Raw genomic sequence first — 15,048 nt, 5'->3', positions numbered from 1 at the left:
AGAGGGGAGGGGAGCAAACCGGGGTGCCGGAAACTTCCGCCACTACATCGCTTGCCGAACCTCCCCGTGCGGGAAGCACCGGTTAGAATAGTCTTCTTTTAGCTCAGAAACTTCATAATATCTTCGTCTGCCGTACTTATTGTAGCAATTCCGAAGTTATCAATCAGTACCTTCTTGATGTTAGGTGAAAGAAAGGCCGGAAGAGTAGGGCCGAGGTGTATATTCTTTACTCCTAAAGACAACAGGGCAAGGAGTACGATCACGGCCTTTTGTTCATACCAGGCAATATTGTATATGATTGGTAACTCATTGATATCTTTCAGCCCGAATACTTCTTTCAACTTCATGGCGATTACTGCCAATGAGTAACTGTCATTACACTGTCCTGCATCCAGAACGCGGGGAATTCCATTAATATCTCCCAATGGTAATTTATTGTAACGGTATTTGGCGCATCCGGCGGTAAGGATTACTGTATCGTGAGGTAGTTTCTCAGCAAATTCAGTATAATACTCACGGCTCTTCATACGTCCGTCACAACCTGCCATAACAAAGAATTTGCGGATGGCTCCACTTTTGACGGCTTCTACCACTTTGTCTGCCAGTGCAATAACCTGTGCGTGTGCAAATCCGCCAACGATCTTACCGCTCTCTATGGCTACGGGTGGCTGGCAGCGTTTAGCATGTTCAATGATAACAGAGAAATCCTTTTGTCCTCCGTCTTTGGCTTCGGGAATATAAGTTGCACCCTCCAGTCCGCAGGCACCGGTAATGTAGATACGATCTTTGTAGTTTGCATCCGGGCGGGGAGGTACAATACAGTTGCTGGTAAACAGTATCGGACCGTTGAAGCTTTCAAACTCTTCTTTCTGCTTCCACCAGGCGTTCCCGTAGTTTCCGGCAAGGTGTTTATACTTTTTAAGTTGTGGATAATAGTGTGCCGGTAACATTTCACTGTGAGTATAGATATCAATGCCCGTACCTTCTGTCTGTTGTAACAACTCTTCCAGGTCTTTCAGGTCGTGTCCGCTGACGAGGATACCCGGGTTATTTCGTACACCGATATTAACTTCCGACAGTTCCGGGTTACCATAGGTTTCTGTATTGGCAGCATCCAGTTGCGCCATAGCTGATACACCTTGTCTTCCGGTTTCAAGAACCAGGCTGGTGAGTTCGTCTACGGTGATGTCGTCACGAGTTAGTTCGGCAAGTGCATGTTGCATGAAAGCGAATATTTCCGGGGATTCATACCCTAAATTGTGGGCATGTTCTACGTAAGCTGCCATGCCTTTTAGCCCGTAATGTACCAGTTCTTTTAAAGAACGAATGTCTTCGTCTGGTGTGCGGAGCACTCCTACGCTTTGGGCTTTTTCTTCAAATTCGTCTTCGTTGCCATTCCAGGTGCATTCATCGGGGGCATGTTCAATCGTTACTTCCTGGGCGAGTTTGCTTTTGAGATTCAATCCTTCCTTGATTTTACGAATGATGGCTTTTTTATCAAAGTTAGCATTGGTGATCGTTATAAAGAGGGCATCAAAGATAAAGCGGTCCGCTTCGTCCGAAGGACGTTTTTCCTCACGTAACTTCTGGTTATACACGGCAATACCTCTTACTACAAAGAGCAGAAGGTCTTGAAGATTAGCAACTTCGGATGTCTTTCCACAAACACCTCTTAGGGTGCAGCCAGTGCCTTTTGCTGTCTCCTGGCATTGATAACAGAACATGTTCATAATTTCTACGTATTTATTGGTTATTAATTGAACGCAAAGGTAGAGGAATTGTTTAAGGCAATTCTGTAACCAATGTTACAAGTTTGTGGAAAATTGAAAGTTGAAAATGGGCTGCGTGGGTGTAGTGCAGGAGTAACTTTATTCCTTCCTGTCATCCGAATGGCACTTTCCCGTGTGGGAAGTACTCACCATCAATTGAATCAGTGCTTGCTTTTGTAGTATTTTTATTTGTTTTCTGTCTGCTATTATTAGTTTATCTTCTTGCATGTGAGCCAGTTCCCGTGCCAGTGAAGGGCGGGATACTCCGAAGTAATCACTCAATTGTTGTTGTGAGCGATTGAGTGTGATATGTTCACTTTGCTGCTGATTGGATAGGCGAAGCAGATAAGATGCCAGTTTCTGTCGGATCGTTTTGAAGGACATGAAAAATAGTTTGTCCGAGAGGGTATGGGCGTAATTAGCAGAGAGATTCATATAATTTTCCAGAAACTTCTCGTTCTTTCTGAATAACTTTAGTACGCTTGTCTTAGGTATTTCAATCACTTCAGTAGCCTCATTAGCAGTAACTTCTACCGGATAACGATTCTCGTTTCCGAAAAGAAAAAGCGGTGCTATCGCTCTTGGTGCGGCAATGTCTTCTACCTTTATCAACCTTCCGGAGTCGTCAATCATCTCTCCGCGTACACTGCCTTTTATGAGAATTACGAGGCGGTTGCATACATCGCCCTGGTGAGCAAGAATTTCTCCTTTCCGATAGATCCGGGTATGAAAATTAATCTCTCTGAGATCTTCGGTGAGTACATTGGGAGCAATACCATTGAATAGTGGGTTGTTGGCAAGTATTATCATGAGTGGTGTTTCTGTTAATTTGCACTTATATAAACAGATGAGCGGACTTTTTTGTTTGAGAAAGTATTGTCACAGAGGTTATTTAAACTTCAGTATGAACCTGGTTTCCTTTCCCGGCAACAGTGTAATACTTCCGCCGGACAACCTCATAATCTGCCTGGATATGCTGAGACCAATGCCGCTTCCCCCTTCTTTGGTGGTAAAGAAAGGGATGAAGATATGTTCTGCTACTTCCGGCGGGATCACAGGACCATTGTTCTTTACTTCTATGATTACTTCTTCTGCCTCGTTGCAACAGGCATGGATGGAGATGCAACCGTCCGGTTGGTCACCTATTGCCTGTATAGCATTCTTCAACAGATTGATAACCACCTGTGAGATGAGGTTTTCGTCTGCATACAGAATCAGGTCGGCGGGTGATACGTCGGTCCGGAAAGAGATGTTACTGTCCGGATTCTGGTGCTTTGCCAGCTCTACCATGCGATCAATAAAAGCCTTGACATAGAATAACGATGGTTCGGGTACGGGGATACGTGTGAAACGGCGGTAGGATTCGACGAAAGAAAGCAATCCTTTTCCGGTAGAACTGATTGTTTGCAAACCGTTGCATATCTCTTCGTCTTTTGTATCGGCAAGAGAGAGCAAGGTATCACTCAGAGAGGTAATAGGAGTAACTGAGTTCATGATTTCGTGAGTCAGTACGCGTGTCAGGCCTATCCAGGAGTCTATTTCCTTATCATCCAGTTCGGTGTTGATATTGTTGAGTGTCAGGATACGCAGGTGCTCTTTCCGTACGGTGATGTCTGATACACGTATGGATAAATTCACTGTTTCCCGTTCGTTGTTGAAAGTGGTTTGCAGTTTATCTCCCGGGCGACAGGAAGAGAGTATTTCTACTAATCCTGTATCTATCTGACTTAGTTGTTGCACGTGGGTGAATACACTCAATCCGAGCAGACGGAGGGCTTCTTCATTTTTCTGATAGACCGCACCGTTATCATTTAGTACCAGCAGTCCGGTACTGATGCAGTTGAGTATGAGTTCGTAGTATTTTTCCTGTTGTGCCGTGTCTGCCTTTACATTATATAATATACGTCCCACACGGTTAAGGGCACGGTTTATTTCCCGGTTATCGGATGTACTTTCTTCTTCGGGAAAATGAAAGGAGTTATCGTTGTTCTCCAGCGCATCAATCATGAAAAGTACCTGACGGGTATGATGACGATAAAGTCGTAACTGCCACCAAAGACTCCATAGCAGGGTACAAAGGCATATGCCCATCCAGACGAAGGTTCCATTTGTGGCAAGCAAGGTTGTGGTGATGCCCAGAGAGAGGCTTAGCAGCACGCGAAACCAGTATTTGTCTGTTAGTTGCCGGAGGAGTGAACTCATAAGCCGAACTTTTTCATCTTGTTGTACAACGTCTGCCGTGTAATGCCTAATTGAGCAGCAACGGCGGAAAGATTTCCTCCACATTTCTCCAACGCTTTTTGTATCATCTTCATTTCCATCTCTTCAAGAGTGGAAGCGGTTGTTTCAGGCATTTCCGTACGGCGGGAGAGCTGAAATATTTCAGCAGGTATTACTGCTCCTTCACAGATGATAATTGCTTTTTCGATAGCATGTTCCAATTCGCGGATATTACCATACCAGGGATGAGCGGTCAGTTTGTCTTTGGCAGAAGGTCCGAGGCTTATCAAAGCCTTATCATATTGTTTGCAGAATCGGGCGATGAATCGTTCGGCCAGTGGAACAATGTCTTCCTTTCGTTCACGCAGAGGAGGGATTTCTACATGAATCGTATTGATACGATAGAGCAGGTCCTCACGAAATTCATCCCGGTTTACCATTTCCTGTAAATTACGGTTAGTGGCACAGATAAGACGTATATCTATCGGTAACGGTTCATTACTACCTACCCGGACGATGCTCCGTCGTTGGATAGCAGTCAATAGTTTGGCTTGCAGGTGGTAGGGGAGGTTTCCTATTTCATCCAGAAAAAGTGTACTGTGGTTGGCAGCTTCAAATTTACCGGTACGGTCGGCATATGCATCCGTGAATGAGCCTTTTACATGTCCGAATAGTTCGCTCTCAAACAATGATTCTGTGATAGCACCCATATCCACTGCTATCATTTCCTCTTGTTTTCGCTGAGAGAGGGCGTGTATTTCCCTTGCCAGCATCTCTTTACCTGTGCCGTTTTCACCGGTGATGAGGATATTGGCATCGGTGACAGCTACTTTCTCTATAAGCTGGCGCAGTTGTTGCATGGCGCTGCTTTCTCCCCAATACATGGAATTACAAGAATTGCTTTCCTGCTTTGTGTGTTTTTTCTTTCCACCTTTTGCCTGGGTGGCGGCAGATAGCAAGGTTTCTACCAGTTTCTGGTTGTCCCAAGGTTTTACGATAAAGTCTGTAGCACCTTCTTTAATACCTTTTACAGCAAGGTCAATATCAGCATAAGCCGTGAAAAGGATAACGGGTAGTGTCGGACGTAGTTTCTTTATTTCATGTAGCCAGAAAAGTCCCTCATTTCCGCTGTTGATACCAGATGTAAAGTTCATATCAAGAAGAATCACTTCGGGAGCTTCTTCGCGCAATACAGCCGGTAAAGTGACGGGTGAAGGAAGAGTGATAACTTTTGTAAAGTAGTTTTTCAGGAGTAGCTGAACGGCTGTCAGTACTCCTTTATTATCATCGACGATAAGAATAGTTCCTTGTTTACTCATAAATTTGAGAGTTAATATCGGAACAAATATACGTAATAAAATGATTTGTGAGTAGTGATTCGTGATAAATGAATAGTCAACTACCGATTCGTACCCCCTATTAAAACAGTTGTAATTTCAATCCAAATGAAAGACTAAGATAGTCTCTGGGACGAAGATAACTATTTGTTGCAGCACTTATCAGATACAGGTCACAGGTACTTAATTCGTAGAAGAAAGTAATTGATTTTGCTGTATATCGTCGTTGGGGATCTATATCATAAGTAAGCCGTTGGCCCAGGAAGATATGTGAACGTATCTTACTGGAGAAACCGTAATATCCTTTGGGGTACCGGTCTGGTTCGTGAACCCAGAATTCATTACCGAATACCGTGTTGAAATAGATACCGCAAGTCAATGGTTCAGTAGAGAAACCTCTGCCCAGGTTGAGGCTCCAGGGCATATAGTTTTGTTTTAGTGTCATGGTCACCTTTGTACGCTTGGAATCATATTTGGGTATAAATCCTAAAAATACATCCGTTTCCCACTGATTCTTTTTTCCGTAATCCCATCCTGTGCCAAAGGACAGTAATCCCATGTTTCCGGCAAACTGTACTTTGGTGTGTGTGGGTATTAGTTTTTCCCAGTGTCCACGGTAGCGGTGGATACGTTTGTCATATTTATTGGGTTTTACAATTGAATCTTGTTGTGCAAAACTGCCGGGACTGAATAGCAGAAGCATTAGTCCGGCACAAAGAGCATATTTAAAAGTTGACCAGTTCATAAGTATAATTGTCAGGGGTAATAGTAAATAACATGTAGCTACGGTGTTTCATGCAATCGCTTCCATAGTATATAACGCCATCGTCAAAAAGATCGTCCGTGCTTACTCTATGGTCATGTGCATTCAGGCAAAACTGTAACTGGGGATACTGTGTTATGTAACGTTGAAAGACTTTTGAAACATTGTTATTGAATACGTCGGAACCGGGTCTTGCGTGCATTGCTACTACGGTCTTCTCAAATTCATCTTGTCGCTCCGTCAGTTGGTTCTCAATAAAATTGAAATCAGGTATCGGCTCGGAATAATCAAACTCCAATGCATTTGTGTTGAGGCAAACAAACTTTGTGTTTCCTGCAATGAAAGAGAAATTTGCCGGACCAAATATTTTGGTATATGCCTCGTTTCCCGTTCCCAGACAGTCATGGTTTCCTAATAAAACCACATAAGGAACTTTCAGGCTATTCATGAGATCGCGCTGCCATATAAACTCACTGGTGACACCGAAATCGCTTACATCTCCTCCGTGAATGACAAAGTCTATGTTTTCCAGTTGGTTGATGGAGCTTATACACTTCTCAGTTTCGTCATACCACCGTTGCGAATCGCCCATGGCTACAAAACGGATGGTTGTTTTGTCTTTACAGTTGGCTTCTATTCTTTTGATGTTTTTGGCATTGACCTCTGTTTCTCCTTTGATATGTACATCGTATGGATGATAATCTATCATATCGCATCCTGAAAGTAGAAACAGATAAATCAAGAAGCCGCTAATCTTTTTTTTCTTCATACTCCTAATTCGTTAATTGAAAACTTCGCGCAAAGATAAAGTTTTCTTCTTGGCGAACAATAGATGCTTACTCCGATTCAGTGTTATAGAACAATTTTGGAGAAGTATTGTCTAATAATTAGACGAACGTTGTCTAATAATTAGACAGCTGTACAAAACCTGTTTTCTTGTACTTCTTTGTTTCTCAATATTTTAATTGCTTTGGCATACTTTCTGCTTTATAAAGAGAAACATAGAATCTGTTTTTATGAAACAAATGCTGATGAATAAAACAATTAATATGATTTCTTTAAGATTAACTGGCTTCATGCATTGCCAGTGGGAGAGGTGACGTTGTGAAACGTTTCTTCTCCGTTTCTGAAAAGAACAATTAACTTTGCAAGATATATGAGACAACTTTATTATGTAATTAGAACATTGCTTCGGGGACGCGGTTCCAATCTTATCAAGATCATCTCTCTTGGACTGGGATTGACGATGAGCATTTTGTTGTTTGCCCGTGTGGCATTCGAACAGAGTTTCGACAAATGCTACAAAGATTATGACAACCTTTATCAGGTTTTCTCTATTTTCACTGTTAACGGTGAAAAGAGCGAACCGCAGGATATGAATTACGGTCCTGTGGCAGGTGCTATCCTTGATAATTTCCCTGAAGAGGTAGAAGCTGCTACCAGCATTTGTAAATGGGCGGCATCATTACCTCTATATAACGGAAGCGTCCGGTTTGATGATAATAAGATAATGGCAGATTCGCTCTTCTTTCAGACAATGGGCATTGAGGTGCTTAGCGGTAATCCGAGAGATCTGATGCAGAAGGATGTTATTTTCCTGAGCGATCGTCTGGCTACAAAAATCTTTGGTGGAGAGAATCCTGTCGGTAAAGTACTCAGATATAATAAATCCATGGAAATGACGGTAAAAGGTACCTATGCCGCTTTACCCGAAAACACAACCTTACGCCCTGAGGCTGTGATATCTATGCCCAGCATGTGGAGTCGTGATATAGGCAACTATTCCTGGGATGGTGGCGACAGTTACTTTGAATACATCCGTTTCCGGCCCGGGGCGGATAAGGAAGCTGTCTTTGCACGTCTGGACGGTATGATACAAAAATATCTTCCCAAAGAAGGAGAAGGAATGTATGGCTATACAGCTATGGTGAAACCAATCCGTGACGTATACCGCAACTATGATGAGGTAAAACGGATGAAGAGTATAATGAGTATTTTAGGATTTGCGATTCTTTTCATTGCCGGATTGAACTATGTGCTTATATCTATTTCTTCATTGGCTTACCGTGCCAAGTCCGTGGGTGTGCATAAGAGTAGTGGCGCGAGCGGTGGTAAGGTTTTTGGAATGTTCTTGCTGGAGACCGGTATCATTATTCTGCTGGCACTGTTGTTGATGTTACTGATATTAGTGAACTTCCGCGAGTTTTTTGAAGATACAACCGCTGCCAAACTGGAGTCATTGTTTGCTTTTGACAGGCTTTGGGTACCATTATTTACTGTGTTCCTATTGTTTCTGGTAGGTGGCATATTGCCGGGACGAATGTTTGCACGGATACCTGTGTCGCAAGTATTCCATCGCTATACGGAGGGAAAAAAGGGTTGGAAACGTCCGTTACTGTTCATTCAGTTTGCCGGAGTAACTTTTATATGCGGATTGATGTGTGTGGTGATGGTTCAATACAAATATGTATTGAACAAAGACACGGGCTATAATCCGAAACAGGTTGTTTATAGCTATTCCACCTTTGGCGGTACATCAGAAGATAGTAATTATGCCCGTCAGTTCTTCAAAGGATTGCCCTATGTGGAGGGTGTTTCATCTGCTTCATACCCTCCGTGCATTGGTTTTAGCGGTATGATGATACAGAATGAGGGTGGACAGGCACTTTTCTCTTCCCGCTTTTGTGAGGAAGAAGAAAACTATCCCGCTATGATGGGAATGAAGATGAAACAGGGACGTATGGCCCGCGAAAAGGATGAAGTGGTGGTGAATGAGAACTTTGCAGAACGGATGCGTTGGGGAAATGAGATAGTAGGTCGTATGGTCCATGCTGAAGGCAGTACTTACAAAGTTGTGGGAGTTTTGAAAGACTTTCGTACCAATAGTTTTTATAACGAACAGGAACCGCTCATCGTCCATTGCTACAGAAACTTTGGCAATTGTATCCACGTCCGTCTGAAAGAACCTTTTGCTGAGAATTTACGTAAGCTGAATGAGGAATCCTCTGAAGCTTTCCCCGATAAAACAGTCAGTTTCCGTAGTCTGGAGCAGAGTATGGAAGAGAATTATAACGCATTACGCGTATTCCGTAATGCCACACTGATGGCAACTATAGCCATGTTCTTTGTGATGCTGATGGGATTGATAGGTTACACGGCAGATGAGGTGCGCCGACGTAGTAAAGAGATTGCCATCCGCAAAGTGAATGGAGCCGAAGCATCCGGTATTCTGGAACTTCTGTCCAAAGATGTTCTCTATGTGGCATTGCCGGCAACAGTTATCGGCAGCGTAGCATCGTGGTACGTCAATACGATGTGGATGGATATGTTTGCCGAACACGTACCGCTTAACTGGATGGTGTATGTATGGGTGGTTATAGGCGTCCTCGTTGTTATTGTTGCCTGTGTTATCTGGAAGGCATGGCGTATAGCCAATGAAAATCCGGTGAATAGTATAAAGAGTGAATAAACAGAAGATAAATCAATAAAATAAATAGCAGTATGATACAGATTGAAAACATTAGTAAGGTATTTCGCACTTCAGAAGTAGAAACCGTAGCATTGAATCATGTTAACCTAAATGTTAAGGAAGGGGAGTTTGTTGCCATTATGGGACCTTCGGGTTGTGGCAAGTCTACACTATTGAATATTCTTGGGCTATTGGATAACCCTACCGAAGGCTCCTATAAATTGCTGGGAGAAGAAGTAGCCGGGCTGAAAGAAAAAGAACGTACCCGCGTGCGTAAAGGTAAACTGGGCTTTGTATTCCAGAGTTTTAACCTGATAGACGAACTGAACGTCTATGAGAATGTGGAACTCCCCCTGACGTACCTCGGCATAAAGGCATCCGAACGTCGCCGCATGGTAGAAGACATTCTGAAACGAATGAATATCAGTCATCGTGCCAAACACTTTCCTCAGCAGCTCTCGGGTGGACAGCAACAGCGTGTAGCCATTGCCCGTGCGGTAGTCACTAACCCCAAACTGATTCTTGCCGATGAGCCTACCGGTAATCTGGACTCAAAGAACGGTGCCGAAGTGATGGCTTTACTTACCGAACTTAATAAAGAAGGAACCACTATCATTATGGTAACTCACTCTCAGCACGATGCTTCGTTTGCACATCGTACGGTACACCTCTTCGATGGTAGTGTTGTGGCAAGTGTAACGGCATAAAATAAGAAGAACAATGAGACAAATCTATTATAGTATACGAACTCTATTGCGCGAACGCGGCTCCAATATCATAAGGATTATCTCCCTTTCTCTGGGACTTACCATTGGTATTCTGCTCTTTTCGCAAATAGCTTTCGAACTGAGTTATGAGAAGTGCTACCCGGAGGCAGAGCGTCTGGCGATGGTACGTTGCCAGATGACCAATCTCAGTACAGGTGAGGTAATGGGAGACGATGGAACCAATTATGATTACACCGTCTTTGATCCGGTAGCTGCTGTATTGGCACAAGATATGCCGAAAGAGATTGAGAGTGCCAGTTGTGTTTATCCTACCAAAGAGTACCATATATATAATGAAGACAAACTGCTGCCTGATGTGAATTATATATTTGTGGATACCTGCTTCTTTCAGACTTTTGGTATACCGGTATTGAAAGGTAACCCCAAAGACCTGATTATGCCCGGAAGTGTTTTCGTATCCGAGCACTTTGCCCGTGAAACTTTTGGAGACACAGATCCTATCGGCAGAGTTCTCTCTGCAGACAAACAGCATGATTTTACCATTCGTGGTATCTATAAGGATGTTCCCGAAAATACAATGCTTACTCATGACTTTGTAGTTTCTGTCCATAAGGATGGAGGATATCAGGGCGGATACGGCTGGAAAGGGAATGACGTCTTTTATGCATTCTTACGCTTGCGTCATGCTTCGGATGTGGATGAGGTGAATAATAATATCCAACGGGTAATAGAGAAATATACGGAGAGCCAGTTTGATGATTGGAAGATAGACTTTAGCGTTATTCCACTTGTAAAGCGCCACTTGGATTCCTCCGAAGTACAAAAGCGGCTGATTATTTATGGCTTCCTGGGCTTTGCCATTTTCTTTGTGGCTATTATGAACTACATGCTGATCTCAATTGCTACACTGAGTCGCCGTGCCAAAGGCGTAGGAGTGCATAAATGCAGTGGTGCCAGTTCTGCAAACATATTCGGAATGTTTCTGGCAGAGACAGGGGTTCTTGTTTTGATTTCAGTTTTGATTAGCATGTTGCTGATAGTCAATGCACGCGATATTATTGAAGACCTGCTTTCCGTTCGTCTTTCCTCTCTTTTTGCATGGGATACGCTTTGGGTTCCGCTACTGACTATTGTGATACTTTTTGTACTGGCGGGGTGTATACCGGGACGTTTGTTTTCACGTATTCCCGTTACGCAGGTGTTTCGCCGGCATACTGACGGTAAAAAGAGCTGGAAACGTTCCTTACTGTTTATACAGTTTATAGGAGTATCTTTTGTACTTGGTTTGTTATTGGTCACTTTGTTGCAATATAGTCATCTGATGAATCGTGATATGGGAATCAAGATCCCGGGATTGACAGAAGCCGAAAGTTGGGTTTCCAGAGAAACGGTAGAACACATTAAAGATGAATTACGCCGTCAGCCAATGGTAGAGGATGTGACAGCTGCAACGCATAGTGTGCTGGGGCAATACTGGACGCGGGGATTGATGAGTAATGAAGGGAAACGCATTGCCACACTCAATTTTAATATCTGTCACTACAACTATCCCGAAGTAATGGGGATGGAAATACTGCAAGGTTCCGCTTTGAAGAAAAAGGGAGATTTGTTGGTAAATGAAGAGTTAGTGCGCTTAATGAAGTGGACAGACGGGGGAGTAGGAAAAAATCTGAATGATGTGCAAGGAACGATTGTAGGAGTCTTTCGTGATGTACGCAACGAAAGTTTCTATTCTGCCCAGTCACCTATTGTTCTGATAGGAAATGAAGAACAGAATTTCCATGCATTCAATGTCCGCCTGAAAGAACCTTATGATGAGAACCTGAAACGCCTGAACGAGTTTATGGGAAAGACTTTTCCTAATATATCTCTCCATTTTGTTCCGGTGGACCGTATGGTGAGGGATGGATATAAAGATGTATATCGTTTCCGCAATTCTGTATGGATTACTTCCGGCTTTATCCTGCTTATTGTTATCATGGGACTGATTGGTTATGTGAATGATGAAACGCAACGTCGCAGTAAGGAGATAGCCATCCGGAAAGTAAACGGTGCTGAGGCTTCACAAATACTGCGGTTGCTGGCAGGTGATATTCTGTATGTATCGGTGTTGGCTGTAGTACTTGGTACGGTTATTTCTTACTTTATAGGGCGAGCCTGGCTTGATCAGTTTGCCGAGCAGATTGACTTGAATCCACTGCTTTTCGTGGGCATTGCATTCGTAACGTTGCTACTCATCGTTGCCTGTGTGGTACTCAAGGCATGGCACATTGCGAATGAGAATCCGGTAAAGAGTATTAAAAATGAGTGATAAGTGAGTAGTGATGAGTGATTAGTGGCTGCGCTATTATGGCGGATGGTACTTATCACTCATCACTAATCACTACTCACTTATCACTAATTTGTGTGATCATGCGACAACTTTATTACACGATACAGACCCTTATTCGTGGGAGAGGTTCCAATCTTATTAAGATAATCTCTCTTACCCTGGGGTTATTCGTTGGTATTCTGCTTTTTGCCAGTGTTGCTTTTCAGTTGAGTTTTCATAACTTCTTTCGCCAGCCGGAACAGTTGTATCTTACTTATATGACTAATATCCAGAATGGAGTAGAAGGGAAAGCATTCTCTTATACTTTTGGCCCGCTTTCTGCTGCGTTGAAAGAGAATTTCCCAAAAGAAGTAGAGAATGCTACGATCTTGCGTGACTGGGGGGAGGTAGTATTGTATAATGGAGATACCAGGTTGCAGGAATATATGACATATGGAGATGAAAACCTGTTTGCTACATTGGGCTTGAAGGTATTGGCAGGTAAACCGGAGGACCTGGTGTCTCCGGATGTTATTTTTATCTCGCATACTTTGGCAAAGAAGATAGGAGCGATGGATGGTGAATTATCTTCCGTTATAGGCAAGAATCTGTATCAGGATCGTAAACAACCCATGATGGTTCGCGGAGTGTTTGAAGACTTGAAGGAGAACACAGATATCTCTTTTGATGTAGTAATGCCTATGGCTTCTCTGTGGAGAGACAACCGTGCTGGCTGGGGATATGATATTAGTTATATGGCTATTGTCCGTTTTCGTGATGAGGCCGGTATGAAAACGGTAGAAGCCCGTCTGCCTGATATGTTGAAGAAGTATATGCCGAACTTTAACAAGAGGGAAAATAATCGTTGGGAATGTTCTTTCCGTCCTTTGTCCGATCTCCACTCTACCAATCCTACGGTGAGGACAATGGTGCTTGTTATGTCTGTTCTTGCCATTGTGATTTTGCTGATAGCTGCATTCAACTATGTATTAATATCGGTTGCCTCTCTGGCGAGGCGTGCCAAAGCTGTAGGAGTACATAAGTGTAGCGGGGCTACCGGAGGTGCCGTATTCCGGATGTTTTTCACAGAGACTGTTCTGATTGTTTTGCTTGCTATCCTGTTAACAGTATTGCTCATGTTCCAGTTCCGGGATTTTGTTGAAGAAACTACAGCTGCCCGTTTGGTATCACTCTTTGCATGGCGTACGTTATGGGTACCGGTTCTGGTGGTGCTTGCTGTACTTTTACTGGCTGGTATTATGCCCGCAGGATTGTTCTCTTCTATTCCTGTGACACAGGTATTCCATCGTTATACCGAACGGAGAACCGCATGGAAACGCCCGTTGCTTTTCATCCAGTTTATGGGAATGACGTTTATCTTTGGTTTCCTTATTATAGTACTTGGACAGTATCAAACGGTAATGAATAAAGATTTGGGATATAACCCTGACCGGGTAGTCATGTGTTGGCATCAGTTTGGAAATGAAGAGGGGAATGCAAAGAGTTTCTTTAAGAACCTCCCGATGGTAGAAGACTATGCAGCAGCTGCACAAATGATTTGTTACGGTTATAGTGGCGATACTTTTGATGTAGGTGAGAGTAGAAGGGTAGATGCCCGTGTAGATTGGATCGGCGTGGATTTTGTACCTATGATGGGCATTCCTATTCTGGAAGGAAAGAATATTGCGGTTGAAGGTGAAATACTGGTGAATAAAGAATTCGTACGGCAGGCACGCTGGACGGATAGTCCTATAGGGAAGAGGATTCATTACGGACGGAGAGACTTTCTTGTAGTGGGTGTTGTAGGAGATTATGCCATAAGAAGTGCTTATCATCCCCAAGAACCTATATTATTAATGACCAGCCAGAATCCCGGTTTTAATTACCTTCGTCTGAAAGAGCCTTTCGAGCAAAATCTTGCAGATCTCAACCGACAGATGGCAGAAGCCTTTCCTACCGATGATGTTGTGTTCTTGTCATTACCCCAGATGTTGGAGGAACAATATACAGATGTCCGTCGTTTTCGGAATGCAGTTATCTTGGCTTCCATCTCTATTTTCCTGATAGCATTAATGGGATTGATTGGCTATACCAATGACGAAGTTCGTTACCGCAGTAAAGAGATTGCCATTCGTAAAGTGAATGGGGCAGAAGCTTCGGGGATTTTACGATTACTTTCAGAAAATATCCTGTGGACTGCATTGCCGGCTGTAATCATCGGTACACTGCTTGCTCATCTTATCAGTAACAAATGGCTGGAGCAGTTCAGTGACTCCGTACAATTGGGTATTTGTACATATATCGGGGTAGCACTCTTTGTATTGGCACTGATTATATGCACCGTTGTCTTTCGTGCATGGAATGTGGCGAATGAGAATCCGGTGAAGAGTATTAAAAATGAGTGATTAGTGAGTAGTGATGAGTGATTAGTGCCATGCGGCATTATAGTGC

The 15,048-nt window shown here is 43.3% G+C and carries 10 protein-coding genes; 4 read left to right on the top strand and 6 right to left on the bottom strand.

Annotated elements, in window-relative coordinates; translation table 11 throughout:
- Positions 1–98: 98 nt before the first annotated feature.
- The 6 genes from hcp to QX565_RS07045 all read right to left on the bottom strand — a co-directional run bounded on the left by hcp (position 99) and on the right by QX565_RS07045 (position 6,858).
- Entirely contained in the window at positions 99–1,730 is a 1,632-nt protein-coding gene (gene hcp / locus QX565_RS07070) for a hydroxylamine reductase (protein WP_221648913.1), read from the bottom strand.
- A 138-nt stretch (positions 1,731–1,868) separates the two neighbouring features.
- A complete protein-coding gene (locus tag QX565_RS07065; protein ID WP_221648912.1) occupies positions 1,869–2,579 on the bottom strand; it encodes a Crp/Fnr family transcriptional regulator in 711 nt (236 codons plus the stop codon).
- 78 nt (positions 2,580–2,657) lie between these two features.
- Positions 2,658–3,971: a sensor histidine kinase gene (locus QX565_RS07060; RefSeq protein ID WP_221648911.1), complete on the bottom strand. Its 1,314-nt coding sequence runs from the start codon at positions 3,969–3,971 to the stop codon at positions 2,658–2,660.
- Entirely contained in the window at positions 3,968–5,308 is a 1,341-nt protein-coding gene (locus QX565_RS07055) for a sigma-54-dependent transcriptional regulator (RefSeq protein WP_221648910.1), read from the bottom strand. The genes QX565_RS07060 and QX565_RS07055 overlap by 4 nt, the downstream gene beginning before the upstream one ends.
- A 100-nt stretch (positions 5,309–5,408) precedes the next feature.
- Positions 5,409–6,029 (bottom strand): hypothetical protein, encoded by a 621-nt coding sequence (locus tag QX565_RS07050; protein ID WP_223382408.1) that lies wholly within the window; start codon positions 6,027–6,029, stop codon positions 5,409–5,411.
- A 22-nt stretch (positions 6,030–6,051) separates the two neighbouring features.
- Positions 6,052–6,858 carry a metallophosphoesterase family protein gene (locus QX565_RS07045; protein ID WP_221648909.1) on the bottom strand — a complete coding sequence of 269 codons (807 nt, stop codon included), beginning with the start codon at positions 6,856–6,858 and terminating at the stop codon, positions 6,052–6,054.
- Positions 6,859–7,245: 387 nt separating this feature from the next.
- Between QX565_RS07045 and QX565_RS07040 the strand changes: the two genes are divergently transcribed.
- The 4 genes from QX565_RS07040 to QX565_RS07025 all read left to right on the top strand — a co-directional run bounded on the left by QX565_RS07040 (position 7,246) and on the right by QX565_RS07025 (position 15,002).
- Positions 7,246–9,558, top strand: coding sequence for an ABC transporter permease (locus QX565_RS07040; RefSeq protein ID WP_221648908.1), 2,313 nt, complete (start codon positions 7,246–7,248; stop codon positions 9,556–9,558).
- 32 nt (positions 9,559–9,590) lie between these two features.
- On the top strand, positions 9,591–10,265 hold the full coding sequence (locus tag QX565_RS07035) for an ABC transporter ATP-binding protein (RefSeq protein ID WP_007485251.1): 675 nt from the start codon (positions 9,591–9,593) through the stop codon (positions 10,263–10,265).
- A gap of 13 nt (positions 10,266–10,278) precedes the next feature.
- Positions 10,279–12,597, top strand: a complete 2,319-nt coding sequence (locus tag QX565_RS07030) for an ABC transporter permease (RefSeq protein ID WP_221648907.1) — start codon at positions 10,279–10,281, stop codon at positions 12,595–12,597.
- A gap of 101 nt (positions 12,598–12,698) precedes the next feature.
- Entirely contained in the window at positions 12,699–15,002 is a 2,304-nt protein-coding gene (locus QX565_RS07025) for an ABC transporter permease (protein WP_221648906.1), read from the top strand.
- The last annotated feature ends 46 nt before the right edge of the window (positions 15,003–15,048 follow it).

This window comes from Bacteroides sp. 41_26 (assembly GCF_949740115.1).
Lineage (GTDB): Bacteria > Bacteroidota > Bacteroidia > Bacteroidales > Bacteroidaceae > Bacteroides > Bacteroides nordii.
Note: the sequence above shows the minus strand (reverse complement) of the source record. Positions and strands in the feature narration are given on the sequence as shown.